Source organism: Olivibacter sp. CPCC 100613 (assembly GCF_036959255.1).
In the GTDB taxonomy this organism is placed as follows: Bacteria; Bacteroidota; Bacteroidia; order Sphingobacteriales; family Sphingobacteriaceae; genus Olivibacter.
In genome coordinates this window covers 328,448-352,241 of the sequence record NZ_JAWMTI010000004.1, presented here as the reverse complement: position 1 = coordinate 352,241, position 23,794 = coordinate 328,448, and the positions used below count along the sequence as shown (strand labels likewise).

Annotated in this window: 18 protein-coding genes; 7 read left to right on the top strand and 11 right to left on the bottom strand. The window is 41.0% G+C overall.

Annotated elements, in window-relative coordinates; genetic code table 11:
• Positions 1 to 323 precede the first annotated feature (323 nt).
• Both RYH73_RS15690 and RYH73_RS15685 read left to right on the top strand, forming a co-directional pair.
• On the top strand, positions 324 to 992 hold the full coding sequence (locus tag RYH73_RS15690) for an ATP-binding cassette domain-containing protein (RefSeq protein ID WP_335314383.1): 669 nt from the start codon (positions 324 to 326) through the stop codon (positions 990 to 992).
• A 134-nt stretch (positions 993 to 1,126) separates the two neighbouring features.
• Entirely contained in the window at positions 1,127 to 1,762 is a 636-nt protein-coding gene (locus tag RYH73_RS15685; RefSeq protein WP_335314382.1) for a hypothetical protein, read from the top strand.
• Positions 1,763 to 2,067: 305 nt separating this feature from the next.
• Here the strand turns inward: RYH73_RS15685 and RYH73_RS15680 are convergent, their stop codons facing one another.
• The 10 genes from RYH73_RS15680 to RYH73_RS15635 all read right to left on the bottom strand — a co-directional run bounded on the left by RYH73_RS15680 (position 2,068) and on the right by RYH73_RS15635 (position 18,834).
• Positions 2,068 to 3,597 carry a DUF5689 domain-containing protein gene (locus RYH73_RS15680; protein ID WP_335314381.1) on the bottom strand — a complete coding sequence of 510 codons (1,530 nt, stop codon included), beginning with the start codon at positions 3,595 to 3,597 and terminating at the stop codon, positions 2,068 to 2,070.
• A gap of 105 nt (positions 3,598 to 3,702) precedes the next feature.
• The gene (locus RYH73_RS15675) at positions 3,703 to 5,220 is read right to left on the bottom strand and encodes a SusD/RagB family nutrient-binding outer membrane lipoprotein (protein WP_335314380.1); all 1,518 of its coding nucleotides are present in this window, start codon (positions 5,218 to 5,220) and stop codon (positions 3,703 to 3,705) included.
• A gap of 12 nt (positions 5,221 to 5,232) precedes the next feature.
• The gene (locus RYH73_RS15670) at positions 5,233 to 8,682 is read right to left on the bottom strand and encodes a SusC/RagA family TonB-linked outer membrane protein (RefSeq protein WP_335314379.1); all 3,450 of its coding nucleotides are present in this window, start codon (positions 8,680 to 8,682) and stop codon (positions 5,233 to 5,235) included.
• Between the two features lie 320 nt (positions 8,683 to 9,002).
• Positions 9,003 to 9,974, bottom strand: a complete 972-nt coding sequence (locus RYH73_RS15665; protein WP_335314378.1) for a FecR family protein — start codon at positions 9,972 to 9,974, stop codon at positions 9,003 to 9,005.
• 57 nt (positions 9,975 to 10,031) lie between these two features.
• Positions 10,032 to 10,643 carry a sigma-70 family RNA polymerase sigma factor gene (locus RYH73_RS15660; RefSeq protein ID WP_335314377.1) on the bottom strand — a complete coding sequence of 204 codons (612 nt, stop codon included), beginning with the start codon at positions 10,641 to 10,643 and terminating at the stop codon, positions 10,032 to 10,034.
• A gap of 145 nt (positions 10,644 to 10,788) precedes the next feature.
• Complete coding sequence (locus RYH73_RS15655) at positions 10,789 to 11,901, bottom strand: metallophosphoesterase (RefSeq protein ID WP_335314376.1); 1,113 nt, start codon at positions 11,899 to 11,901, stop codon at positions 10,789 to 10,791.
• 28 nt (positions 11,902 to 11,929) lie between these two features.
• Positions 11,930 to 13,690 carry a RagB/SusD family nutrient uptake outer membrane protein gene (locus RYH73_RS15650; protein ID WP_335314375.1) on the bottom strand — a complete coding sequence of 587 codons (1,761 nt, stop codon included), beginning with the start codon at positions 13,688 to 13,690 and terminating at the stop codon, positions 11,930 to 11,932.
• A gap of 4 nt (positions 13,691 to 13,694) precedes the next feature.
• A complete protein-coding gene (locus RYH73_RS15645) occupies positions 13,695 to 17,048 on the bottom strand; it encodes a SusC/RagA family TonB-linked outer membrane protein (RefSeq protein WP_335314374.1) in 3,354 nt (1,117 codons plus the stop codon).
• Positions 17,049 to 17,157: 109 nt separating this feature from the next.
• Entirely contained in the window at positions 17,158 to 18,156 is a 999-nt protein-coding gene (locus tag RYH73_RS15640; RefSeq protein WP_335314373.1) for a FecR family protein, read from the bottom strand.
• A 96-nt stretch (positions 18,157 to 18,252) separates the two neighbouring features.
• Positions 18,253 to 18,834 carry an RNA polymerase sigma factor gene (locus tag RYH73_RS15635; protein WP_335314372.1) on the bottom strand — a complete coding sequence of 194 codons (582 nt, stop codon included), beginning with the start codon at positions 18,832 to 18,834 and terminating at the stop codon, positions 18,253 to 18,255.
• A 193-nt stretch (positions 18,835 to 19,027) separates the two neighbouring features.
• Here RYH73_RS15635 and RYH73_RS15630 point away from each other — a divergent pair, with 193 nt between their 5' ends.
• A complete protein-coding gene (locus RYH73_RS15630) occupies positions 19,028 to 19,969 on the top strand; it encodes a helix-turn-helix domain-containing protein (protein ID WP_335314371.1) in 942 nt (313 codons plus the stop codon).
• Between the two features lie 102 nt (positions 19,970 to 20,071).
• Positions 20,072 to 20,836 carry an SDR family NAD(P)-dependent oxidoreductase gene (locus RYH73_RS15625; protein WP_335314370.1) on the top strand — a complete coding sequence of 255 codons (765 nt, stop codon included), beginning with the start codon at positions 20,072 to 20,074 and terminating at the stop codon, positions 20,834 to 20,836.
• Between the two features lie 48 nt (positions 20,837 to 20,884).
• Here RYH73_RS15625 and RYH73_RS15620 read toward each other — a convergent pair whose 3' ends face one another.
• Positions 20,885 to 22,201 (bottom strand): hypothetical protein, encoded by a 1,317-nt coding sequence (locus tag RYH73_RS15620; RefSeq protein ID WP_335314369.1) that lies wholly within the window; start codon positions 22,199 to 22,201, stop codon positions 20,885 to 20,887.
• A 145-nt stretch (positions 22,202 to 22,346) separates the two neighbouring features.
• Between RYH73_RS15620 and RYH73_RS15615 the strand changes: the two genes are divergently transcribed.
• Genes RYH73_RS15615 through RYH73_RS15605 form a run of 3 tightly spaced genes read left to right on the top strand, consistent with a single transcriptional unit; the run spans position 22,347 to position 23,670 of the window.
• Positions 22,347 to 22,796, top strand: a complete 450-nt coding sequence (locus RYH73_RS15615) for a GNAT family N-acetyltransferase (protein WP_335314368.1) — start codon at positions 22,347 to 22,349, stop codon at positions 22,794 to 22,796.
• 41 nt (positions 22,797 to 22,837) lie between these two features.
• Complete coding sequence (locus RYH73_RS15610; protein WP_335314367.1) at positions 22,838 to 23,254, top strand: GNAT family N-acetyltransferase; 417 nt, start codon at positions 22,838 to 22,840, stop codon at positions 23,252 to 23,254.
• Between the two features lie 17 nt (positions 23,255 to 23,271).
• Positions 23,272 to 23,670 (top strand): hypothetical protein, encoded by a 399-nt coding sequence (locus RYH73_RS15605; protein WP_335314366.1) that lies wholly within the window; start codon positions 23,272 to 23,274, stop codon positions 23,668 to 23,670.
• Positions 23,671 to 23,794 lie beyond the last annotated feature (124 nt).

The following is a 23,794-nucleotide window of genomic DNA, read 5'->3' as shown; positions in this document are numbered from 1 at the left end:
GTAATATTGCTAAAAACCTCCTTCGTTATGCGGGTTCTTTTTCATTTTTATAAGCAGCTTGTTGTCACCAACGTTTTTCTTGCTTTTGTATTTTCTACTTTTGCGTGGTCCGCTCCACCTATCATGTTAAAAATCTTCGCTATTTCACTACCAACTTTTGCCTTTGTATTAACTTTATTCTTTTTCAGTCAGCGATCTGGACATCAATATTATCTTTATCGGAACCTTGGTTATTCGAAGCGACATTTATTTGGCTTTGCATGGGGTATTAACCTATTCCTAGCTGTCGCGATTTTATACGGCGCCTCTTACTATTTATCGGCATGATGAATAAACTTGAAATCGACTCCATTTTCCTCAGCTATCGCGATAATCATATTTTAAGTGATTGCTATTTAGAATGCCTTACGGGGGATATTATCGGTATATTAGGTAGAAATGGAACAGGTAAATCTTCCTTGTTCGAGGTTATTTTCGGTACGTTAAAGCCACAAAATAAATTCATAAGGGTCGATGACAAGCTTTATAAAAAACCATTCTTAAAACAGTTAGTTGGTTATTTACCACAAAAAGGAATGTTTCCAGAACATCAATCTGTCAATCGGTTACTACGACTTATGTTAAAAAAACAAACAGTCGAACTAGCATTTCTTAATGATCAACGAATACAGAAACTGTGGAATCAAAACATCGGAACCTTATCGGGTGGTGAGCGTAAATATTTTGAAGTGTATATCATGCTCCATATGGAGCATCCCTTTATATTATTGGACGAGCCTTTTGCAGGAATCGAACCGATTTACGCCTATGAGATAGAGAATTTGATCAAGTTAAACACCAAGTCTAAAGGTATTCTGATCAGCGATCATTATTATCAGCATGTCATTCGTGTAAGTAGTAAATTATTCTTACTTCGTGAAGGCGCATTGAAGGCAATTTCCGATCCTCGTCAATTAGAAGCTTTAGGTTATGTACCTTATGGAACATTTTAAATATCCTAAAATTTTACAAGAGCTGCTACAGGTATATATTAAAAACAAAAGTTTACCTTCAACGTTAAGGAAATAATTACGGCTAGCGAGAAGTGTTCGCAACCCTGGTAAAATAAAGCATTTTAAATAGATATATGATGAATAGATATCGTAAATTAAATTGGCCAGTCGCACTGCTTTTGCTTATTACCACATTAGCATCATGCAATAATAACCCTAAAAATGTAGATAAGGCAAAAACGGAAACCGTTAAATTATTCCCTATTGTCAAGAATACCGATAATCCTTCATTGATTTACCTGAGCTTGACAGACAAAAAAGAAGGCGATACGTCAATAGCCTATCTTGCGAAGGGTTTGTACCAGCAGGATACCGTCAGTTTTTTAGTTGAAGTGAGCAAAAATATTCCAGCAGGCATCAACAAGGATGGTTCTGTGAATCAGAAAGAAGGATTTAAAACAGGAAGCATCACTTTTAAAAGTGCAGGTGCATCAAGCGACGCTTTTGTTACTGCTTTAGCTACTTTGTGGAAAGTTGATGGAATAAAAAAAATGAGAACTGTGCCCATTCAACCGTTGGCCTTTTCGTCCAATAAAAATCCCTTCGATCCGAATAAGCCGTCGACAAACAGTTTTAAGTTATTTTTTAATGCGCATTCGACGGCCCCAGGTGAGCTGTTTTTTACATTTGACACCTATAAACGCAGTATTCAATTCCAGGAAAAAGATACAGACCAACGAAATGCTATCGTACATGCCCTTGGTGAATAACCGGGTCTAAAAATCACAAAGGCTGCGTTTTTGGGAAACGACAGCCTTTGTGTATTATAATCAACCTAAACCTTATATTCAAAACGCTCTTTTTTCGATTTTGTTTTACTTCCTTTTATTTTTTGTCAAACCGATCGCTTTTTCACCGCCTAAACATCTAGTTAATACGAACAATTTAATAGAGTTTTAACTTATTTTATTAAAGAAAAATGGGTTAAGTTCTCTCATAGTAGCTAATACCCCGGCACAAAAAATCAAGCTGGCCGGAAAGCTTTTAGTATTCCAACCAACTTGACATCCAGTCACTAATTATCCAATAACTTAGTAGCCTCTTCCCCTTCTATTTCATCCAGCTGTGTCTCCTTTGTCATCAGAAAGCTTCCTTGTATACGCGCTTGCGTCCACCGACCAAGTGAAAGATTATATACACCACCCAACATATAAAAGTATCCCGCATCCGAAGGGGTATGATAAGTAAGCGCTTTGGTATTCGTCCCTGCTCTGTAAAAAGCCTGTTCTGTCATGTCCAGCGGATTAATAATATCATACCAATCCGTATTTGTAATACGGTAACCGATGTTTGTGCCATTGAACAGGCTGCCACCTGTGCCAACGAATATAACATCAACCGGGACTGATTCTTTCGTCACCTCTGTTCCTTCAAACACAGCTATACCAGATGCATTTCCCGAATTCGCCAATAAGTTAGTCGTAGGATTACCAAAATCAAAACCTGGATTGGTGTTATAGGCGTAAGCCGTTATCCAGTTGGCATTTGCTATTTCTGTAGAACTTGTACTGTTAATTCGTTTGTTCGTTCCACCGACATAAAAATAGGTCCCTTTAGCAGCAAATCCTGCACTTAAATTGAATTTGTACGTTCGTACGCCACCTGTAGCCCAACTATTTGCCGGGAAACCTGTGGGCGTGGAAGCATTGGCATTATTGGTTGTCACCAATGAGAAGGGCGTTTTCGAGAAATCGATATCTTGGGTAGCCATCAACTGTATGTACTCATTGTTAGCATCTGTCCCTCGTGGGTCACTCGCGAAACCTGTAATAATAACCTTCGGTATTGTGTATTCCGAGTTTAAGGCAACAATATCAGCACCACGCCGGGGACGATGATAAGGTACTAAGGTGCCGCTGTCCGTCACGTGATTGAAAATAATTCCATAATAATTAGCCATTTTGTAGACCTCCTGTCTGGCAAAAGCAGCATCGGTGTCTGTCTCAATGGCTAAATTCCCGAAGCCATCGTTGATCACTTTGGGACCGCCCACAAGTTCACCTGGCTTTGGCATGGGGTTAAAACCTCCCTTAACAATCGCTACAAGCGTACTTTCATAATCGTCAGGTTTAAGCAAAATCTGATCAATCGTCACCACATTAGCAGGGGCGGTTAAACCGCTAGCTGCTCGAGTAATCTTTTCCGAACCGATGCCACTTAGCTGGAGTATACCGTCCACGCGTTTCATCTCTGCTCCTAGCACATCAATAACCACCGAGTCTCCCGGAAGATAATCTGCAGCGGTGGCGCCTACCGCGATGGAGATACCCCGTTGAAAGTTTAAACGGCGTTTATCTTGAACAATCAGCAAACCTTCAGGCAAATTGCCTTCCCGATGATCGGATATCACCCATCCCGAAATTTTGCTTGAACCACCCAAGGATTCGATATCTAAAGTCACCGGACTATCCTTATAAAGGGCACGTAAATCGTAAATACCGATGTACGGGCTCACTTCTCCCCCTGGATAATTCGTCTTGGTACATGCTGACAACAGCGTACCGACCATAACTAGTATAAGTAAATATAAATTTGTTTTTTTCATTAGAGTCATTTGTCTTTTAATGGCCATGAAGCTTGCTCACCTTTCACAGATGGACCTGCATTATTCATTTCTTATGTGAATGATTTATGCCAGATCATTTATAATCTATGGTTTTTGCCACCAAACTTTTGTATTGATTTCATCGGGCCCTTGCTGTGCAACAGCCTGTTTGTAATTTGTTGGATTTGATGATTGAACATATACCGGATAAAATAACCGGGCCGGCATTTCACCATTATTCGCTAACCCCGTTCCCTTCGGCAATACAGGGTAACCAGTTCGTCTGTATTCAAACCATTGTTGAAGATCTACCAAAAACAAAGCATAGTATTTTTGCTGGTGAATACGCGCCAACTTTTCCTCGAAACCGGCAGATTCATCCCATTGTACATCTGACGCCGAAAGATGTGTACGTATCGGTACTTCCCAAGAAGGGAGCCAAAGTTTGATGCTACTCTCTGCCCCGCTGTAGAAATACTCTTCGGCAGAACCTGTTACCCAACCTCGGAGCACCGCTTCAGCCTTAATGAATTGCAGTTCGGCAAAATTCATAATTATACCCGTCATTGGTTCCGTTTGTAAGCTATTTACCCCACTATTTTGGTCGTATGAATAAAAATAGGACATCTTACTGTAATCTTCCGATCCAGCGGCATAGCCCGATGGCACGCCAACGAAGTTTCCCGATACCGGGGCAATCCCCCAACGATTAATACCTGAAGTTCCATATTCAGGAATATTAATGCGAGGGTCGTTGGTATCGCGTAAAAAATCGATAAAAAAACTACAGATTGCGACCGCTCTAAAGTCTTGTGCCCGGGTATCCATGTAGGGTGAACGATAAGCTCCTTCGCCTGTCCATCGCAAAATGGCAGAATCATCATTACTTGCAAACACCGGATATTTAGTACTATTTGTTAGGATTTCTTGTAATTTCGGAATAACAATATCTTGAGCATCTGCTTTTTGAGATGCACGTAATAGTAATCTTAAGTAGAGCGAATTACATAATTTACGCCATTTGCTGACATCGCCACCGTATACAGGATCATGGATAGCTTCAATAATATCATTACTGCTTAACAACGTGTTTGCTGAGTCCAACTTCTTATACATATCTAAGTAAATATCCTTTTGGGCGTCGAAACGAGGTTCCAATATTAAAGAATCACGCCCCAGGTTTGACTGGGAATAAGGAATATCACCATAGGTATCGGTTAGAATGGAATAAGTCCATGTTTGCAATAGCAAGGAAATTCCTTGATACGAGCGATTAAAATTGATCTCTTCGAGTGCTTTGAGGTAGAGATCCTTATAATTGGTCAGTTGCGTATAATGACTGTTCCATAGATAATCGGCCCAGCTCCGTCGAAAATCATAACGAAAGACCTTTCCATCTCCATCACCAATTGCTACCGTCACCTGCATCAACTCATTATTAAAGGTGCGATTGCGTGCCATATTATAACTTACTGAATTAATAAGTGCATTGGCCATAAACTGATACGGATAAGCTTCAGTCGTTTTTGTAGGGTCAGTATTCAATTCCTCAAAGCCCTTGTCACAGCTGCTTAAAAACACAACGATCAAGAGAAAGAGGCCATAAACAATATTCTTCTTCATTTTATTAATATTTTAGAAGCTAACAATCAAATTAAGTCCGTAAGTTCGGGTCGATGGAAATTGGGCAATTTCAAAGCCTTTCACGATATCGCCTTGATCCAAGGTTCCGAATTCGGGATCAAATGCAGGCCATTTTGTCCAAATAAAAAGGTTCCGTCCGTAGACCCCTAAGGTTACACGTTCCACCCCCCAACGGGACACCAATTTAGCAGGTAAAGTATAATCGAGCCTTGCCTCTCTGAATTTGATAAAATCCGTTGGGTAAGTACTTCCTTCTGCATTATCCGCTCCATAGTGCGACCGATAATATTCATCTATATTCGTAGCAATCACATCATTAGGGCGATAAGTACCGTCCGGATTCTGTATCACACCATTACCGATGATGCCACTGTAGCGACCTGGTAAGGTATTCGTGGTTTTCCCTTGTTCTGCCAATTTATAGTGTGTGAGCGAATGCGCTACTGCACCCCATTGGGCATCAAAAAGAACATTCAAACGGAGGTTTCGATAGGAAAACGTATTACCAAAACTGATTTTTCCTTTCGGAATGGTATTGCCTAGATAAATAACATTATTTGTTAATTGCGCGTAACCCGTTGTTTCATCGTACACGACCTGACCATCTGGTGACCGTAAATATCCGATACCATAAAGATCCCCCATGCTACCTCCCACATGGGCTACAAGCTGCCCTGAGCCAACTGAGCGCTGTTGCAATACCAACGAGCTATCGGCTAGTTCTTCAATACGGTTCCTGTTAGCACTGAAAGTAATCATAGACGACCAGCTGAATCCCCCCTTGTTCTTGATCTGATCGGTATTGACACCTACTTCTATTCCCCGATTACTAACCTCTCCAATGTTCATGAGGTAATTTCGATAACCCGAAGCAGCATCAATAACACGATAAAGATGTTGATTAAAGGTATTTCCTTTATAAACGGTCACATCTACATTGAGTCGACTATCAAACAGTCTTACATCCGAGCCAAACTCAATAGAACGCGTGCGCAATGGCTCGATAAAGGGATTGGTTAAAGTTGTGGGGTTTGCCAAAGAACCACCAATAAGACTATTAGGTGATGTATAAACAAACTGCGTCTGATAAGGCCGTTGTACACCGGATCCTACTTCCGCATAAGATGCGCGAAGTTTGGCAAAGCTGATAACAGATGGTAAACGAAAGAACTCCGAGAGGATGAAACTTCCATTGATAGATGGATAAAAGAAGCCTTTACTTTTATTGGGATATAACGGAGTCGCCAGCGTGCTCGTCCAATCGATACGTCCTGTAACGTCCAAAAACAAATAATCACGATACCCACTGGTTAGTAATCCATAGAAGCTATTAATCTCAAAACGATCGATTATCTGATTGGTAGCTACCCCATATTTTGAATTGTTATGATTATAAACCCCGGGATAACTCAACCCATCTGAAGCAAGTGATTCACGACGATATTCGTTTTGCAAGGTACTTCCACCAAGCGTAGCACCAAAATCCACCGGGCCCCTAGAAACGGTGTTGTAGCGTAACAAGAAATCGGCTGACGACTCTTTCGAAAAGATATGCTGCGTGCGATGACTTCCTTCCGGCAACTTCGAACCCGCATCATAAGGACGATTTTGGGTTCGATTTTCATTTGAAAAATCCAGCGTTGTGCGTAACTGTACACTAAAACGCTTGTCAAATTGATAGGATGCTTGTGCATTGCCGGTAAATGTATGCCGATTATTGCTGTTAATAAACTCATACGATATCGCATAAGGATTTTCAGGATAGGTGCTAAAAGGATACCTGATCGCCAATCCTTCTTGACCGTTTACCCAATAGTTTTTCAACCAATTTAAATCGGCGCTCGGTTGCCAGAAGATAAACCAGTACATAAGTGATTGATTGCCATAACCAGCTCCAGGTAAATTATCGCTCCAACGATTATTATAGTTAATTTTTGAGCTGATGCTTAATTTTTCACTCACTTTAGAATTCACTGATAGGGCAAAAGTGTTCCGCTTATAACCCGTGTTCGGTGTAATCCATGAATTGTTTACATTGGTTGCAGAAAAGCGTGCCGTTGTATTATCTGTACCACCGTCTATGGTAACGCTGTTTGTGAATGTAGTACCTGTTTCAAAGAAATCGGTGATGTTATTATATGGCACCCAGGGGGTCCGTTGATCTCCCACCGCCTGCTTAACAGGATCGTATTGAAAAAAGGATTGCCCATCAAACTTGGGCCCATACGCAGAACTGGTTCCGCTGGTACTCCCCCCGTCTACTGAAGCTCCATAGGAATAATGAGCGGCCCCGGCTAGGCCTTGTCCATATTCATACTGGAGGTCTGGCCAACGATTTACACTTTCCATTGAAAAATTGGAATTAAGTGTAACACCCAAACCCTTTGATTTACGCCTCCCCGACTTGGTCGTGATGATGACAGCACCATTCGCTGCTCTTTGTCCGTATAAGGCAGCCGCCCCCGGTCCTTTAAGGACGGTAATATTTTCAATGTCCTCTGGATTAATATCATCCAATCCGGAACCATAGTCTGCCGGCATATTATCACTTCCCGTTCCGTAGATAGCATCTGAGCTATTTCCTGAACGACGGCCGGACCCATTGTTAATGACAATTCCATCAACCACAATAAGGGCTTCATTTTCACCGGTAAGATTGTTTTCGCCACGTAGAATGATTTTCGTGGATCCTACCGGGCCAGCGTTCGACCGCATCAAATTTAAGCCGGCAACTTTACCTGATAGGGCATCCATCCAATTGCTCGACAAGGCATCTGTTAGTTGCTGGCCTTTAACTGTTGTAGTTGAATAGCCCAAGGCTTTTTCTTCGCGCTTAATACCCAAGGCGGTCACAACGACTTCGTTCAACTCACCGACTTTTGCTGTCAGTGTAATGCTTATCGGTGCATTGGTCCCAGGCTCGACGGCAATATTTTGATGTGCTGTTTCAAAGGCTAAATGACTTATTTCCAAACGATAATTCCCGGGCGCTAAGGATAAACTAAAATGACCCTCCCTATCGGTAAGAACGCTACGATTAGCTTCCATTGCACGCACAGTTGCATCTGCTAAAGGTATCCCTTCTTTGTCGCTTACCTGCCCAACAATTCTTAGCGCTTGTTGCTTTTTATTTAATATGATATAGCCGTTGGTTTCCGTATACTTAATAGGCGAATTTTGAAAGAGATATTGCAAAATATGTGCTACTGTTTCACCTTCAAAAGTATGATTGGACACCTGTATTTGGCTCAAACCTAGCTGTTCTGCATGGTAAGCAAATCGGACCGACTGTTTTTCCAGCTTTTGTATCGCCGTCCATGCATTATCATTTGTCAGGCGAATATTTACTTCTTTGGCAAGCTGTTGGCCAACCACTCCCTCAGCCCGCAGCAGTTGCATAATCAGCAACGTATAGGATACGATTAGGGTAAATAATCTCATTGTATATTTAAAGTACCAGTTATCAATTTTCATCTAAATAATTGTTCTTAAATGACAAGGAAGCTATATCGAGTATAGGTGTTGTGAGCCCCTTATACATTTATTTCCCAATCTGCTTGTCTGCAGATTCTATTAAATTGCTGTTTCACTAGATCAAAGCGCGAAAATTGGGTGCAAACTGTTTGCTAATTCCTATTTTTGTTTACGATCTAGCTTGGTGTGACTATCATGGCTATGTTGCAGACGGCAATGTTTCCGAGGCAACGCCGTCTTTTAACCTTCGCGGTTGGCGAAAGTGTTCGTCAACCGCTCTATTTTGCTTAATAAATTACGATTGCATCCCCCTCCTTTCTATATCGATTTTTATGAATCGCACAAAGTGCCTTTACAAAGTCGTCATGCCGGGTACGCCGATCTAATTGAATACTGTAATGTTGATTGGCTATCATCGAGCTACCGGTTTTCAAATGCAGACCGTAGGTATTATGGAACACAAGCGCCAGCTCGGCAAAAGTTACTTCACTGAGGTAAGTGGTACCCGATTTCCAAGCAGATCGAATTTCAGGATCGACCTTCTGTACCAAGCTTGTGTCGCCAGCTTTATTATATATCACCTCTTCCCCTTTGCCTAATGTTCCGAGCAAACGTCCGTCAGCATGCTGTACCTGAACCATCCCTGTCGCAACGGATACACGCAATTCATTTAATTCGTTATAAGCATGTACGGTGAATGAAGTTCCCAAAACACGGGTATCGATATGATGGGTATGAACGATAAAGGGTTTAGCAGGATTGGGAGTGATCGTAAAGAAAACTTCGCCCTCCACCACGGTTACTTCCCGTTTACTTTTACCCGTAAAAGGTTTAGTGAAGCGTATTTTGGTACCGGCGTTCAACCATAACTCAGAGCTATCCGGTAACTTAATCTGCTTCAACCTGCCTTGTTCAGCGACGATTTCTACCCACTGATTTTCGGCCATTAAAGCCTTCTCAGTTCTTCTATTTGTAAACTGCCAAAAACCAATACCGATGAAAACCAAAACCAATGCCGCTATGGCCAGTCTTTGAAAAAGGATTCGGTTTATTTTTTGAGTAGCACTGCTTTCGCTTGGAAATAGTTGTTGTTGAATACGAGTATGCAACTCGTTTCGAAGTGTTTTTCGTTGTTGGCTATCCGGTGCAAAAGTATCATCAAAAGAATTATACCAATCATCTACTAATTGATCCTCTTTCGATGTACCCTTTTTTGTACGATATCGCTGTAATAGTTTTCTGAATTGATCTGCTTGCACGTATTCGTCTTTTACGGATACGTCTTGAGGAAAGGCTCAAACTACTTCAATAAATTGTTATTTGTTTATTAACAAATCATTAAGTGCATGAAGAAGAAAAATAGTCATTGGTACCGCAGCACCACGCAACCGATGTAACATCTTTTTCCTCAGACGCTTGCTAGCCTCAGAATGTAGATTATTGACGGTTTGCTCGGCTAGATTCAATTGTTTGGCAATTTCGGGAACACTATGGTTCTCCAAGCGAAGCAAAAGCGATTTGCGCATATTTTCGGGCATTTTATTTAACTCATCATCGAAGGCCTCCTCTACTTCCAGATAGGAAGATGAATCAGATTCCTGTATGATATTACCCATATGTTGAAGGACATAATCCAAAACGCGCGATTTAACCTGTTCAGACTGGAAGTAATCTATTAAACGATTTTTAAGAACCCCTGTAAGGTATTGTCCTACACTCGTACGAATTACAATTTGCTTGCGTCGCTCCCAAAAACTAATAAATACTTCTTGCACAATATCTTTAGCTACCGCTTCATCCTTTGTACGATTCCAAGCAATTGAATATAGTTTTTCCCAGTGTCTCAAGTATAACCTATTGAACATGAAGCGGTCGTCCTGTTTTTGAACCGCCTCCCACCAAAGAAGTTCGAGCGTCTGATACACCATAGTTTAAGATTGACTAAACAAAGGTATATTTACAAGGTTAAGCTATTGTTAAATCTTCTACTGCTAAAATAGCTTGGATATAAACTGCGTAAACAATACCACCCATCCTATTTATAGGTGGTATTGATCTAGCTTCATCTATCATTTAATCAAACTCCATAACAAATTCATTTCTGCTGTCTTTTTTCCATGCAAATGGCTGTGTAGTGGGCGAAGCAGCAAAGAAAGGAGAAAATGTCCTTACCTTCACTGTTTTGTTATCCGGATAAAATTCGAGCATTCGCAACCAACCATCCCCACCGTTTCCATTTCGATGACCGCCGCCCATCGATTGTGCATCAAAAAGCATCTGATGAACCTTCTTACCCGCCTTATTTTTATCGTTTCGGTATCCCTCACCCGAAATATGACCGCATAGAACCATTTCAATATTGGTGGCCGGCTGAATAAGCTTTTCCCATATTTGCTGTCCGTTGTTTGCATAGGGAAGTTCAATGGTGGGTGATTTTTGTATGCGGTTGTGAATCGCGTACGGTTCGTAAACGAACCATTTTGGCTTACCTGAAGTACGTTCATCCTTGTTATTCAAATAGGCGTGTGTCATCAATACGATCCGATGATTTTTATACTGTTCCATATCGGCAATGGTCTTGGCCCAGCTAATCACCGTATCCCGAGGTGCGAATTCTACTGTTAGAAACAGGTAATCCTTTCCGTTTAAGGATTTCATTTCATAGGCTGAATTCTCCAATGTTGGTTCTCCAGCTTCATTTGTACTGTTTTGAGTAATGATTTTTCCGTTCATCCAATTGTTATCAATTTTAAAGAATTCATTGAATCGTGACGAACGCTTCCCTGCTCTATCTATACTGTAATCATGATTTCCGGTTGCTGTTATATAGGGGACTTTACCATTTAGCTTAGCGAATGACTGCGCGATCACCTCCCATTGACGCTGAGCAGACTGATTACCATCTTCTCCCTTATTGATAATATCATTCTGCTCTACCAGGTCTCCAACGCACATCACCATTTTAACGTTTAATGTATCGATATTCTCCTCAATCCAAGCCATCATCAAATCGAGTATCGGTTGATTTCTTCCCCATTTCACATAATTTTGTGGATCAGGTAGCATAATCAATGACCAGGAATCTTGATGATCCAATGTAGGTTTCTTATAAGCTTCTTGTGCCGAAACGTGCTGAAAGATAAAACACACCTTTATCATCAACAGTATAGAAAAAATCTTTTTCATTTTATTTATTGTTATTAATTCGCAATAGTTAATAGCCTGGATTTTGTGTTAAACTTTTATTCGCATCCCTTTCTGCCTGTGGAATAGGCCATCGTTCATCCTTATTTTCTCGATAAACAACTTCCTGCGTGTTGAAATATTGACTAGCCTTGGCCTGATTGTATATGGGTGAGTAATTCTCATCAATATCCATCAAGACGTCTTTTGTCCACACATTAGCCGATCGATTTAAATAAAGATAGCCATTCATAATCTGGGAAGCTAAATTCCAGCGACGGATATCGTACCATCTTAACCCATCGTTACACAACTCTATTTTACGCTCATAGCGAAGTGCCGTACGTAGTTGCGACTGTGAAAGATTGGCCTCAATAGGTGGCATATGAGCCCGCGAACGAATTTTATTGATGGCTTCGTATACGGAAGCATCTATATCATTTGCCTCGATCTTGGCTTCTGCATAAATGAGCAGTAACTCAGCATAGCGAAAAATACCAACATTCAGGTCTGACACACCAGATGCTGAGTTTATTGCATAATCAGCATTATCTGTATGTTTTCGCCATAAATAGCCGCTGAAAGAACGATAGGCATTGGTAGCATCTGTATTGCTTACGCTTGCAGGCGTATTACTTTGTCCTTCGATAATTGGCCAATAATTATTTACCCTCGTGAAGCTGGCGTTCGGTTCATACTGTATCCCCATTAAACGCGCATGTGGACGCGCACAGTACATATCAAGCCGAGGATCTCGATTTGAAAATGGTTTGGCAGGATCATACAAGGGCGATTCGTCAATTGGCAACCCGTCAATTGACTGAAAGGAGTCGATAAAATTCTGCGTGGGCCCCCAGTAACTGGCTCCTTTTCCTAAACGAGAGGCCATGTAATAGCCTTGATTGTGTGTATTTCCATTAATCGTTTGATTGTATTCAGCTACCCAGATCCATTCTTTACTGGACTGATAACCCGCATAACCAAAAATATTAGCGCACGTGGGTTCGCCCGCCTCATGCGTCTGATTGCAGTAATTCAATGAAGCGTCAAAAGAGGTCAATTCATACACTCCTTCCGAAAGCTCCAATGCTTTTGCGGCCGCTTCAGCCGCTACTTCAAATTGTGTACTATACAGCGCTGCGCGCGCTTTCAGCATATAGGCTGCGACACGTCCTACCCGTACATTGCCATATTGCGTTTGTGCTATTGGAAGCTGATCTGCCACTGCCGTCATTTCATTGATGATCCATTGTTGAATCTCCGCTTTGGGTGTACGGGGGACTTCCGTATCATTTAAACCAAGTGCGTGTAATACGAGCGGAACATCACCATATAGCTCAATCAGTTGTGAATAACAGTAAGCACGGATAACGCGTAATTCGGCGTCAAGCTGATTGTATGCATCTTCGGCCATTTCCGCTTTTATCCCTCCCAGGTTATCCAGCACTGAATGGCAACGGGCAATCGTCTTATAATGTACGGACCAAGGTTTGATGGCCAAGGCATTATCGGTGGTTAATGAACTTGTTATAGGTGAAGTATAATTATTACCTGGACGCGCATAACCTATGTCGGTTATGTTATCCATTACATGCCAAATAGGTGTACTTGCGGCATCCAGTAGGGTCAACCCCTTATAGGCTCCATACAAGCCCATAGTTGCCTCTTCTTCGGTAGCAGGAAAAGTACCCGCTGTTGGGCCATTTAATGGAAATTTATCGAGTTCACACCCTGAAAAAAGTGTAATACTGATAAGGCTTATTGTTAAGAATGTTTTTTTAATAGCAATCATATTTTTAGAATTTGACATCGATACCTAACGAGTAAACTTTAACTTGTGGATAATAAGCCGCTCCTCCTAAGGATACCCCATCTGTGGCACCCGCATCATAAGCAACCTCAGGGTCGTAGCCTTGCCAAAAATCAGTAGCAGTAAAAAGATTCTGTCCATTTACATATATATATAAATCGCCTATGCCAAGGCCTTTTAATAAATGTTTAGGCAAGGCATATCCTAATTGTATATTTTTTAAGCGTAAATAAGCAGCACTTCGCATCCAAAAGGTTGAATTTTGCGTATTATTGGCCGACGTGATCGATAATCGAGGGAAAACAGCATCCCGATTATCTTCAGTCCAATAATCTAACTGCCAAGGTTTAATGGCACTTGAATTAACTGCCGGTATCACATAATGCGAGTTCAAGTATCCGTCCACTTTGGCCACACCTTGAAAAAAGGTATTCAACCGAAAGCCTTTCCAACCTAAGTCCATAGTAAATCCGTAGGTGTAGCGCGGAATCGTACTACCGATAATTACCTTATCCTCATCGGTAATTTTGCCATCCGGTACGGGTTTTCCATTTGCATCAAACGCACCTGCTAAATCTTTATACCTGATGTCGCCAGGATGTAAAGTACCAAATTGAGTAGGTCCTGCGTCAATTTCTTCTTGCGACTGATAGAGCCCATCGGCAACATAACCATAGATGGAGTTAACGGCGTAACCTTCCTGTTGACGTAAAAGCGTTCCAGATGTTTGGCCTTTCATATCCATGATCTCGTTCCTTACGTCGGATAAGTTTAATCCAAGCCCCAACTTAAAGTTTCCCCAGTTATTATCGTATCGGGCACTAAACTCCCAACCGGTGTTACGAACCTCCGCTGCATTTTGATAAGGCGCATTTAGTCCGGTTAATTGCGAAGTATACAAGGTGAGCAGAATACCATCTGTATTTTTCTTATACCAATCCGCGGTAAACGAAAAGCGTTTCCATAAGGTAGCATCTAAACCAATACCTGTCATGGTGGTTTCTTCCCATTTTAGATCAGGGTTTGACATGGTATTCAAGGTCACAAGTTGATATATTTTATCAGCCATCGATATACTTCCCACTTCCAGTGTTTCCGTAAAAGGATAGTATGAATTACCTATATTTTGGTTCCCCAGCTTTCCCCAAGAAGCACGTAACTTTAACTGGTCGAGAATATTTTTGGTATTGACCATAAAGGACTCTTCGGATATCCGCCATCCTGCAGAAAAAGATGGAAAAAAAGCCCAACGATTACTTCTGATAAAACGGGAAGTACCGTCATAACGAAAATTCGCTTCAAAAAGGTAACGATCTTTATAATCATAATTGAATCTTCCGAAAGCTGAAACCAATAGCCATTGATCCTGCGTACCGTTATTATCTTTTGTTTCATCGTTGGCTCCTGCGGTAAGCACTTCATAGGTGTCGTAGGTAAAATTGCGTCGGTACCCCATCAGGTACTTTTCGTCATAAGTTTCGCGCGAAGTTCCTGCTAAAAACTTAACGTGATGATTTCCCCAAGCATGATTTGTCGAGGCAAGGAATTGATAATTCCCAAAGTAATAACGATAAGCTGTTTCTGTTAAATAGGTGAATGTATTTGATGCCCCAGCCTCGGTGCCATCGTCATTATATGTCATTACGCTCTTTACAAATTCATGTGCGTTCCGCGTCCGATAGCGTGGTGCCATGATACCTGTTAACGACAACCATTTTAGTGGTCGATAATTGATACTAAAATTTCCGAGAAGCTCTAAGGTATTGGTTTTTCTATTACCACCGTCTTCGATGAAAGCAACCGGGTTTTTATTTACCCATCCTTCAGACCAAAGCCCGTTTCTTCGGATCGGAATATTCGTAGGCATGCGCCCAAGATAATTCCAAACATCTCCTTCATCCGCCACCTGCAGTCTATTACTATTCGTCAAGGATACATCAAACTTTATGGATAGTTTTTCGGTGGGCTCAATGTCCATATTGTTCCGTAGCACGTATCGTTTATAGCCTGTATTCTTGATAATGCCGTCCTGGCTAACATAAGCAACAGAGGGTATCACGCGAACTTTACCGGCATTGGCCATTAAGGATACAAAATGATTGTTTGTAAATCCGGTTCCGCTAAGTATCGCTTTTTGCCAATCAAAATTATCAGGATTAGCAGCATACCTTTCCTTGAATTCCTCGATCGCCTCATCACTGTATAATTCATATCCATTATCGTTCATGTTCGCTTCATTGAAAACATTCATAAAGGTAAGACCATCTGTAACTTCTGGAATTCGGGTAGCCCTTTGCCAACCCGCATATCCCTTATAGTTAACAGCAAATTGACCTTCTTGGGCTCTTTTGGTGGTGATCAAGATAACACCATTCGCCGCCCGGGATCCATAAATTGCAGCAGAGGCCGCGTCTTTCAATACCGATATTGATTCGATTAAATTGACATCGACCATATCCATAGTGCCCGCTATCCCATCGATTAACACCAAAGGAGAGCTATCTGATCCGCCAAAAGAATTAACACCTCGGATACGTATCTGCCCGCCATCTCCTCCCGGAGATCCTGTTTGGGAAGTAACAGTAACACCAGGGGCCAGCCCTTGCAGTGCGGTTGACGTGGAAACAATAGGTCTTCTTTCCAATTGCTCACTTCCAATCGACGATACCGATCCAGTCAGATTTGCCTTCTTCTGCTCACCGTAACCTACCACCACAACTTCATTCAAAGCAGCTATATCTTCGAGTAAGGTAAAATTTACCGAAACGCTCGTACCTGTTGCAACTGTTTCTGTTTTTTGCTCGGGCCGATAGGCAATATAAGAAGCTTCAATCGTATAGGTTCCCGAAGCCACCGTGAATGAAAATTGACCCTCTTCATTGGTATTGGTACGCTTATTCAATTCGATAATATGAATAGTCGCCCCGCCCAAAGGAAGTCCCTGACTATCAAATACACGCCCGACGATTTTACTGCTTTGCTGTTTTTCGTGCAATACGATGGTGTGTGCGCCTTGCTCTTCATAAGTAATGCCTGTACCCGCCAGTAAAACATCCAAAATTGAGGCTACAGAGGTAGATCGAAAATGTTCGGGTTTAACAACGATACGACCGAGTTGTAATAAAGATTCATCAAAAGCGAATTCAACTTGGCTTTGTACTTGCAATTGTTGAACGGCCTCGTATAAGGTGGTGTTCGCAAACCTAACGTTTACCGATTTCTCCAGCGCCTGCCCGTTTGAGATTTCGGCAAACAGAAGTTGCGAAAACGAGATGACGGCCGTATAAATTAAAATGGAAATGCGCATAACTTCCCGTATGAACAGTGCGTTTTTATTCATAAATTTGTATTCTTAGTTAAAAAATTGCTAAGGAGCTATGCATCAGGGTCGCAAGCTAGAGCATAGCGTTAAATCTCTTAAACAGGCGTCACTTTGGCGCCTGTTCTTTTTATCGGTATATGGTTACTGCATGCCCCTTCCTCCTATATTTTGTTTTATGTATACTGCATATGATAGCCATGGTTTCTTCAAGCGGTCGATCAGCATGTATCGTTAGATTATAGTGGTGGTATTGCGCTATTTTCTGATCGACACTCTCCAGGCGAATTCCATATAGATTATAGAGCACGACGGCCAATTCCTTAAAGGTGGCTTTCTGTAAAGGGACTACCCCCTTTATCCAGGTATTAGCTTGATCACCTTTCAAATGCATGTGATGAATACGACCGTCTATTTTGCGATAGCTAAGGCTGTTATTTGCACGAAGCTCGTCCAGAACGCGTTTGGAATCACTTACACGTACCCTTCCCTGTTGCACGGCTATTGTTACATCCTCTAAGCGGCTGTATGATTTCACATTAAATGCAGTACCAAGTACCTCCACCTTCACTGCAGGCGTCCGAACAATAAAAGGTCTGAGACTGTCCCTCGCCACTTCAAAATAGGCCTCTCCTTCGTCTAAAAAGACTTCGCGATGATGGCGCTCCAGTGGTTCACGAATCCGTATTGTTGAATTAGCATTTACATATAGGTTCGTCCCATCAGGTAAGACAAGTTTCTTAATCTGCTTTATTCCTGTCTTTACTTGGTGATACGTTGGTTTTTCTATTGCAGCTTGTTTGCTTTTATGTCGACTCGGTGTTTGCATAGAAAGCCAAAACATAGCACCGAAAGCGATTGTAAACAAAATAGCCGCAACGGCCCACCCTAGTACAGGTAGCCGTCGAACCTTTCCCCTTTTTTTACCTTCTGTTTGAACAGCCTGTCGGATACGCTGATGAAGCTCCTCTTGAAGCGCTTCTGTCTGCGCTTCATTCTCAAGGCCGGGAACATTGCTAGCACTTTCTCCAAAAGAATTATACCACCGCCTCAACAATTCGCGTTCCTGTGATGATGCAGTCCCTTGAAGATAGGCATCCATTAATTGTTTAAATTCATTTTTATTCATTCCTGAACGGCAACACGCAAATACGACGTGCTGCTATAAAGAAGTAGCACTGAGCATGCTTCCGTCCCGAAAAAATCGATTAAGAAATTTTTAGATTTAGGTTAATAAAATGTAAAACAGCAAGCAGATGGCTGAGAAGTCATCTGGAAAATCTTTCGCCAATGCTTTTCGTAATTGGTGCAGCCCCTTACTGATATTATTGCGAACTGTTTTTTCGGCAAGGTTCAATGAACATGCTATTTCATCGACGCTATAATCGCGGATACGGAGTTCAAAAATTTCCCGCATTGTATCGGGCATTTGTTGCAGTTCGTGATTCAGGGTCTTTTCTAAGTCTTGTTGTGCCAGCACATCCTTCATGTGACTATGAACCTGTACCATTCGTTGATAAAGGTAGGTAAAGGCTCGACCTTTCACATCTAGCTTTCTGAAATGGGCAATGAGTTGGTATTGTAACGCAGTTCTTAAATAGGCCTCGATAGCTGTATTTATTTGAATATTTGCCCGTTGCTGCCAACAATAAACGAACACTTCCTGCACCATATCCTTTGCCAGCTCCGCATCTTGTAACCTGCGATAAGCAATAACATAGAGTTTTTTCCAATATGTATTGAAAATGGACGTATAGTTGTCCTCTGAAATCTTAAGCTGCTCCTCCTGAGACGGTGGGTTGATCATGGTATTGATAGCTGTATTGCAATCGAACACCAAAACTAAAAAATAACCACGCTTTGGCTGACGTAATAGATATTAAGTTTATATTAATTTATTGCATTTGTTCTTACCAATAAAGCGAATGATTTTTATTTCCATCATACAATAGGCTGTTTACTTCATCTTTACTATCTTTGAATTTTGCAAATCTCATGTTATGGCAACGAATATTAAGAGTACATCACTCGATCAGTTCTATCAGGAGGCCGCCAAGTTCACGGGGAAAGACATACAGACGCTTTTACCTCGGGGAATTAACAAAGAAATAGGGCACTTTAACGTGTTCGATATTGCGGAAACCATTAAACAGTCGAAACAAAAACAAGTGATGCCCTACAATCGTCGAACCTATTATAAAATCAGCTTCATTAGAGGAAGAAATCGGGCAGAATATGCCGATAAGATCATTGATGTCAAGAAAAATGCGTTATTATTTGCTACGCCAAAGGTGCCTTACCACTGGTTTCCATTGGATGAAAATCAAGGTGGATCTTTTTGTGTATTTACGGATGAATTTTTAATAAAAAACAAAACAGGCATTGCATTAGATGAACTACCCATTTTTCAATCAGGGGGTTATCCTGTTTTTGAAATTACAGATGAAGAAGCGAACGAGATCAATTACATATTTAAAAAAATGCAAAAAGAAATTTCATCTGATTATGAATACAAGTACGATCTACTACGAAACTATGTGCTAGAACTTATTCATTATGGACAGAAGCTGCAACCAGCAAGCGTAGTGCATACGAATCAAAATGCAGCCGCGCGTATTATAGCTTTGTTTATCGAGTTATTGGAACGTCAATTCCCAATTGACTCTACTAACCAGCGATTGATGTTACGAACGGCAAAGGAATATGCAGAAAGATTGGCAGTCCACGTCAACCATTTGAACAAGGTGCTTAAAGAAAACACCGGTAATACCACTACCGCTATTATCAGTAAACGAATAGCGCAAGAAGCGAAGATTCTATTGAAGCAGACCGATTGGAACGTTTCAGAAATTGCCTACAGTTTAGGTTTTGAAGAAGTGGCGCATTTTTCCAACTTCTTCAAAAAACAAACCTCTTTCGCGCCGTTGGCATTTCGATCATAGTTGTAGTGATTTGAATTTTGCAAGTAACCGATTGATGTTCGCAAATCAATACATCTTTTTTGTTTGATCTTTGTTTATCAAATTAAACAAGATTAAAAACAAATGGCAACAAAAAGTAAAATCGCCTTAGTAACCGGTGGAAGCCGTGGCTTGGGAAGGAATATGGCTATTGCATTGGCCAAAAAGGGAATCGATGTTGTATTAACCTATAACAGCAACCGTATTGAAGCAGATAAAGTAGTCGCAGAAATCCAATCGCTTGGACAAAAGGCAGCGGCTTTTCAATTGAACGCAGGTAACGTCAAATCTTTCGATGAATTCGTTGACAAAATAAGTACCTACTTAAAAGAACAAACGGGTGCGCCCAACTTCGACTTCCTCATCAACAATGCGGGTACGGCTCTTTATGCTCCATTTGCTGAAACCACGGAAGAGCAATTTGATGAAGTTCTGAACATACACTATAAAGGCGTATTTTTCTTAACACAGAAAGCCCTGCCACTTATCAATAATGGCGGTCGAATTATCAATATTTCCTCCGGCCTTGCACGCTTCGCATTTCCGGGCTCCTCAACCTACGGCTCCATGAAAGGTGCAATTGAAGTATTGACAAGATATTTGGCAAAAGAACTCGGCGCTCGCGGTATTGCAGCAAATGTAGTAGCTCCAGGGGCTATCGAGACCGATTTTGGTGGAGGACATGTGCGAGACAATAAGGAAATCAATGACCATGTTGCCAGCGTAACGGCTTTAGGACGTGTCGGTTTACCCGATGATATCGGCGGTGTCGTTGCTTTTCTTTGTACGGAAGATGCGAAATGGATCAATGGACAACGCATTGAAGTTTCCGGAGGCATGATGCTATAAACCTCAGTGAAAGGGCCAAGCAAAATCGTGTTTGGTCCTTTGCTATCACTAGGGTATCTTTTCTTCGATCCGTACAACTTCAAGCAAATTATTTTGCTGCAAATCCGTATGAAGGTACAGCGATTTTTCGATTTCCCCTGCACGTACCCTAAGTGCGGCTGTATTCGGAGCAATTAACCCTAGATTTTCTGCAAAGAACAAAATGCGATTAATTCCTGGTTCCAAAGCGATATCGAATTTTTTTACCCGCTTCTTTACGGATACGTTTTTGATGACCTTAACGTCATTTACATAAAGAGAAATTACATCACCGTCTTCGACCTGCTCATCCCACAATTCAATGGTCAGTTTTTCATCGTGCACCTCTAATGTACCAATTGGGATATCGCGTCTACCTGCTGTTCGAGATTCTTCCTTATTTACTTGTATAGCCGTATCTTCTTGCTCGCTAGATTCAAGTGGCTTGTATATAAATCGACCCACCATTAACGTAGAAAACACATTTGCACTATTGGCAAAATTAAAGGAATAAATGTTTCCACCGTTACTTTTTGTTGATAACAGGAAATTTGCTGTGTTGGGAGGGACGTCCCCATAATTTTCCGCAAAAAAAGCGATATAATTTTCTCCGGAATCCAATACTACTTCATTTAATTTTGTTGCTTCCTTAAGTGCCAATCCTTGCGCTAGAAGCTTACCATTATGTACGATGGTTACTGTATCTCGATCGTAACGTTCCTCATCTTGCACCGCAAGTGACATGTGCGGAGCATGAACCTCCACTGAATCATAAACGCCATAAAAAATAGTATCTGTATGTACGATACGGTTTACATGTGGATCGGTCCAGGGCACATGATTCTTCTTCGACAAGGTTATTGGTTCCTGGTATAAAAAATTACGTATAGAGGATTTATGATTTGTGTACAATTCATTATCATATATTCCTTTCATAAAAATGCCAAAATTATCAATCCAAAGCCGTCGAAGTACGAGGGAATCTCCGTTGGCACCTGTCGAGTAACGAAAAGTACCATTAAGATACATCATCCAAGGTCCGAGACTAAAAGGTTCTTCCTTCAGCGGATATTTATTCCTCCCAATACCAAGTTCTTCATTATTTTTTTTCACTAACAAGAGTTCATATTCTCCTTTAAAACCCTCATCACTAATTGTTAACTTAGCGGGATACAACATATTTTCTATCGGAGCTGCAACCTGTAACTCCATATCGATAGCAGCAATGTGCGGCCAAGGTTTGTAATGCATTTCCCAAGTACCTACCCACTTTTCTGTTTGCGCTATCCCCGCTAATGGAAATAAGTTTAAAAAGAAAATAATAAGCATGTGTGTAAACCTTAACATAATCGATAGAACAACTTATGCCGAGCAAGATAGTAAGCCATTTTGGATTGACATGCATTGAATACAAAATTTAAATCAATCCACTTTAATTCAAGCGATTATTTTAACATCTTCGTAGCGACCATCTTAAATTCAAACCGACAAAATGGAAAATTATTATATAAAACACGCCACTTTAGTGGATGTAGAAGACTGTGTTTCTTTATTTGACAGCTATCGCATCTTTTATAAAGCGAAGTCGGATGTTAACAGCGCGCGACAATTTATTAAAATGCGTTTGAAAACAGCGGATTCTAAAATATTCTTATTTTACAAAGATCATATTGCACGCGGTTTTGCCCAAGCATATTTTTCCTACTCGTCTTTAAGCTTGGCAGAAACATGTATTTTAAACGATCTCTTTGTAACGGAATCCGAACGCGGACAAGGCTACGGGACTGCATTAATAGAAGCTGTTCGTGCTTATGCAACGCAACGGGGTTGTGTTCGCTTATCCCTAAGCACCGCGAAGGATAATCCAGCCCAACATTTATATGAGGCTATTGGTTTTAAACAAAGTGACTTTAAGTTTTACAATTTGATGCTAAAGGAGTAGGCAAAAGTTACTATCTTTAAAGTGGTTGCAGTTCTTAAAAAATGGAAAAAGATTTTTATATATCCACCGATCAATCGCTTATAAATATGGAAGTTGTTTTTCATTTTTTACATCACGACTCTTATTGGGCACAGGGCAGATCCCAGGAAACGCTCGAGCGATCTATCAGTAATTCGCTTTGCTTTTCACTGTTTAATTGGCGGAACGAGCAGATAGGTTTTGCACGTGTCATAACAGATTATGCGGTATTTGCCTGGTTATTGGATGTTTTTGTTCTTAACGAATATCGGGGCCATGGTTTAGGTAAAAAGCTTATTTCTACAATAATGGAGCATCCAGATCTTCAGCAAATAAGACGATGGGGTTTGGGCACGAAAGATGCACATGATTTGTATAAGAAATATGGGTTTAAACCATTGACCCAGCCGGAAAATATGATGGAGCGGCTTTTATATTGATTTATAATTTTACCGACATGAAGCAACGATTACTTTTTGAAGGTAATGCCTTATGGATACACGATTTTGAGATTCAACAATTAGGCCATACGGAACGATTTACAATTCGACATCTTTCGCTTGCCCCTCCACTTGCCAAACATCAAGGACATATACTCTTAACAGAAACCGAGATCATTTTGGATGGCAGTGAATACGAACGGATCCCGCTAAGCGCTATTGAAGAGCTATATTATGGTTTCGACGAATATTATACGCCAGCTTCTGTAAAGAACTTTGGTGTTTTTTGGAAACCGATTCGAATTAAATACAGCTCTACGGGCTTTCTTTACCTCATTGTTAATTATCGGTATTTTTACACTTCCAATGAACATGTACTATCTTTACTCAAGGATATATTAGTTCCTGAACAGTAGTGGACTGTAACGGGACTCATTCATCATGATTGATTTATTCTTCTATTTGCATACTTTATGCTTGGCAGGTAGTGGTACAATCCTGCTACTTACACCTATCTTCCCCCGCATTAATAAAGGTTAA

Excerpts from the sequence above, each read along its gene's own strand:
- RYH73_RS15690 (WP_335314383.1), top strand. The coding sequence starts at position 324 with ATGATGAATAAACTTGAAATCGACTCCATTTTCCTCAGCTATCGCGAT.
- RYH73_RS15685 (WP_335314382.1), top strand. The coding sequence starts at position 1,127 with ATGATGAATAGATATCGTAAATTAAATTGGCCAGTCGCACTGCTTTTG.
- RYH73_RS15680 (WP_335314381.1), bottom strand. The coding sequence starts at position 3,597 with ATGAAAAAAACAAATTTATATTTACTTATACTAGTTATGGTCGGTACG.
- RYH73_RS15675 (WP_335314380.1), bottom strand. The coding sequence starts at position 5,220 with ATGAAGAAGAATATTGTTTATGGCCTCTTTCTCTTGATCGTTGTGTTT.
- RYH73_RS15670 (WP_335314379.1), bottom strand. The coding sequence starts at position 8,682 with ATGAGATTATTTACCCTAATCGTATCCTATACGTTGCTGATTATGCAA.
- RYH73_RS15660 (WP_335314377.1), bottom strand. The coding sequence starts at position 10,643 with ATGGTGTATCAGACGCTCGAACTTCTTTGGTGGGAGGCGGTTCAAAAA.
- RYH73_RS15655 (WP_335314376.1), bottom strand. The coding sequence starts at position 11,901 with ATGAAAAAGATTTTTTCTATACTGTTGATGATAAAGGTGTGTTTTATC.
- RYH73_RS15650 (WP_335314375.1), bottom strand. The coding sequence starts at position 13,690 with ATGATTGCTATTAAAAAAACATTCTTAACAATAAGCCTTATCAGTATT.
- RYH73_RS15645 (WP_335314374.1), bottom strand. The coding sequence starts at position 17,048 with ATGAATAAAAACGCACTGTTCATACGGGAAGTTATGCGCATTTCCATT.
- RYH73_RS15640 (WP_335314373.1), bottom strand. The coding sequence starts at position 18,156 with ATGAATAAAAATGAATTTAAACAATTAATGGATGCCTATCTTCAAGGG.
- RYH73_RS15635 (WP_335314372.1), bottom strand. The coding sequence starts at position 18,834 with ATGATCAACCCACCGTCTCAGGAGGAGCAGCTTAAGATTTCAGAGGAC.
- RYH73_RS15630 (WP_335314371.1), top strand. The coding sequence starts at position 19,028 with ATGGCAACGAATATTAAGAGTACATCACTCGATCAGTTCTATCAGGAG.
- RYH73_RS15625 (WP_335314370.1), top strand. The coding sequence starts at position 20,072 with ATGGCAACAAAAAGTAAAATCGCCTTAGTAACCGGTGGAAGCCGTGGC.
- RYH73_RS15620 (WP_335314369.1), bottom strand. The coding sequence starts at position 22,201 with ATGTTAAGGTTTACACACATGCTTATTATTTTCTTTTTAAACTTATTT.
- RYH73_RS15615 (WP_335314368.1), top strand. The coding sequence starts at position 22,347 with ATGGAAAATTATTATATAAAACACGCCACTTTAGTGGATGTAGAAGAC.
- RYH73_RS15610 (WP_335314367.1), top strand. The coding sequence starts at position 22,838 with ATGGAAAAAGATTTTTATATATCCACCGATCAATCGCTTATAAATATG.
- RYH73_RS15605 (WP_335314366.1), top strand. The coding sequence starts at position 23,272 with ATGAAGCAACGATTACTTTTTGAAGGTAATGCCTTATGGATACACGAT.